The 3184-nt window shown below is 29.2% G+C and carries 2 protein-coding genes; both read left to right on the top strand.

All coding sequences use genetic code 11. The features are described 5' to 3' along the window. Positions 1 to 266 precede the first annotated feature (266 nt). Entirely contained in the window at positions 267 to 1256 is a 990-nt protein-coding gene (locus tag ELQ04_RS08930; protein ID WP_243832552.1) for a filamentous hemagglutinin N-terminal domain-containing protein, read from the top strand. Further along, a partial coding sequence (locus ELQ04_RS08805) for a hypothetical protein (RefSeq protein WP_208359026.1) occupies positions 1190 to 3184 on the top strand: 1995 nt, incomplete at its 3' end. The genes ELQ04_RS08930 and ELQ04_RS08805, both read left to right, overlap by 67 nt.

The following is a 3184-nucleotide window of genomic DNA, read 5'->3' as shown; positions in this document are numbered from 1 at the left end:
ATGAATTTACAAAAGCTTTCTTATGAAGTAAGAATATCTCAAGATGGTAAAAGCATTTACGCAAAGATAAAATAAATAAGGATGGACAATAAAAACAATAACAAATCAAAATTATCAATAAATAATCCTAGAGAAATCTAGGATTAAGAATTTATTTTTGTTTTTAAAAAGAAAAATAAAAAAATAAAACAAACAGATAAAAAAACAAAAAAAACAAAAACAAAGTTAAGTTCTTAGAACTAAACCAAACCAAGAAAGGATAAACCATGAAAAACAATAAAATCATTTTATCAATTGTTGTAAGTTCTTTACTTTTCTCTCAAAGCTATGCTTTACCAAGTGGGGGTAAGTTCACTCATGGAACAAGTGGAAGTATAAATGTAAATGGTAATACCATGAATATTACAGGTAATAAAGTAAACTCTGTTATCCAATGGGGTGGTGGTTTTAATATAGCTAAGGGTGAAACTGTAAATTTTGGACAAGGAAAAACTAACCAAAACTACCTAAACATTGCTTATGGAACCAAAAGCTCTACAATAGATGGTTTACTTAATGCTACAGGTAATAATGTTTATCTTATCAATCCTAATGGTGTGGTTATAGGTAAAAGTGGAACTATCAATGCAAATAAATTTGGAGTATCTACTTCAAGTATAGATAGCAAAGCGATGCAAGAATTTGCAGATAATGCCAACAACCCTGTATTCTCTCCTGTATTTAAGCCTAACAATAAAGGCAATGTGATTAATATGGGAAATATCAATGCTAACGATGTTTTAATTATTGGGAATGAGGTATATTTAAATTCTTCTGTAAATTCAGAAGATAAAATTCTAAATAAAATTGATAGCGATAGCATATGGCTTATTGGAAATACCGTTCAGGCAAATATAGGCACTTTAGATGTAAAAGATAGTTTAAAAATTACTGCCATTAAAAATGGTGCTTTAAATTTAGATGCAAAGGCATATTATTTCAATCCAATCGCATATAATAATTTTTCTAAATATCAAGGAGTTGATTACGGCTCTTTTAAACATAATACAAAAGAATTTAAAACTAATAAATTTGTCGGTATAGGTAGCGATGAGGATTGGTTTTATTTTTCAAAAGGTTGGAATGAGAATAAAAATGGTTTTAGGGATTATGCTGACGAATATAGACTCACTAACGATATTGATTTTTTTTGGGGGGGGGTAATCAAGGTAAAGATTTTGGAAAATATACCGTTGATGGCGAAACAATCAATATGATGGTAGGGTATGATTTAACAAATGCTTTTAGTAATTATCAATCTTTTACTAAAGTTTTTGATGGACAAGGTTTTACTCTAAAAAATATTTATTTCAAACCTCAAGGTTCTATGTGGATAGGTCTTTTTGCTCGAGTAGATGGTGGAGAAATTAAAAATCTAAATGTTGAAAATTTTACTTTAGGAAATGGCGACGGATCTTACAATTTTGCAAATCTTGGAGCTCTTGTAGGTTCATTGGATAATGGTTCAAAAGTTAGTAATGTAAAAATGAAAAATATTTCTTTTAAAACAGGTGGAAGAAATTTAGGAACCATAGCAGGAAGAATTTATGGTAATGCAAATTTAGAGAATATAGTTTTAGAAAATATAAATATTGATAATAAAATAGGTGTTAATTTTACATCTACAGGATCTGTTGTAGGTTTTGCTATGAATGGCACATTTAATAATATTTATGTTGATGGCATAACCATTAAAGCTGCGGCTACTGCTGGTATGACTACTGGAGGAGACATTGGAGAAAGCCATGTTGGTGGATTTATAGGTCATAGTGATTATGGAACTTTTACAAATATTTATCTTAACAATATAGATCTTACAAACAATTACGCAAGAGGTTCTGAATCTGCTTATGTAGGTGGATTTATAGGTGGTAGTGCAGAATCTGGAAGAAATTCAGGCTCGGGAGACACTTCAACTTTTGAAAATATTTTTATATATTTTACCCCAGATGCAACCATACAAGGAAAATCAGGTATATTTTACAGCACTCAATCAGAAGGTAGTGTAAATTTTACTTTTAAAAATACGCATATTTATCAAAAAAAGAATAGTTTAAGCAATGCAAATACAGACTCAAGTTTTACAAATATCATTGAAATAAATGGAGAAAAAGAAGACAAGGTAAATATTCATTATTATACCGAAGGCGATAATTCACACAATGATTTTTTAACCCAAGCAAAACCTATTACCAAACCTAATATTCCAACTAATACTCCAAGTTCTTCACAAGAACCTAGTGAAAATGTCATTTTAGATCAAGATGACTTACATAATGATATTGTTAAGGAAATTATAGAAAATTTAAATGATGAATATTATAGGGTAAATATTTTTGCACTAAAAGATCTTCTAAATAATTATATCTACTATAGCACCATGAATGAAGATGAAAAAACGCAATTTATACTCACATATTTCATAGATAAAGAAAATGATAAATATGCAAAATACAATAAAGAAGATTTTAACAATCTTGCAAGAAACTTAGTGCAAAGTATGGATTTTATTATGGAATATAATAATAACAATCTTGACAATGCCAAATTTGACAGCGATGATACAAAAAATAGCTATTTTAATACTATTCATCAACTCCGTCAAAATATAACCAATAAAAATACCTTATTTGCTTTCCTAAAAGGAGATTTAAAAAGCATAAAGGATAATTACGATCAATTTGTAAGCACCAAAGAAGATCTTGATAAAACCATTGATGCTTACAATGCTTACGTAGCTTTAATCAATCAAGATGCAGCAAGTTCTAAAGATGCAGAATTTATTTCACTTAAAAACAAAGTAAATGAGCTTTATGCTAAAGCACAAGGATATCTTGATACTTATAAATTTGATGATACTTTAAAATCTTATAAAACACAAGCCTTATCTCAAAGTAACAATCATTTTAGCATCAAAGGAGAATTTGATACTAAACTAGCTTCTTTAGATTCTGTTTTAGATAAGCCAAATAATGAAGGCGGAGATACAAGCAATCCTGAAGCAAATGCTCCACTTCCTTTCTCTGAAGCTTTACTCACTCAAATGGATGAAAGTGTTTTAAAACAAGATGAAGATGATAAAGAACCTACAGTAGATGAAGCCAGTACTCAAGAAAGTGGTAATGCTTGTATAGTATCGGATAAT

The sequence above is a fragment of the Campylobacter sp. CH278 genome (assembly GCF_004378845.1).
Taxonomy (GTDB): Bacteria; Campylobacterota; Campylobacteria; order Campylobacterales; family Campylobacteraceae; genus Campylobacter_D; species Campylobacter_D jejuni.
The sequence above is the reverse complement of the archived record's forward strand: the minus strand, read 5'-3'. Positions and strand labels throughout refer to the sequence as shown.

Excerpts from the sequence above, each read along its gene's own strand:
- ELQ04_RS08930 (WP_243832552.1), top strand. The coding sequence starts at position 267 with ATGAAAAACAATAAAATCATTTTATCAATTGTTGTAAGTTCTTTACTT.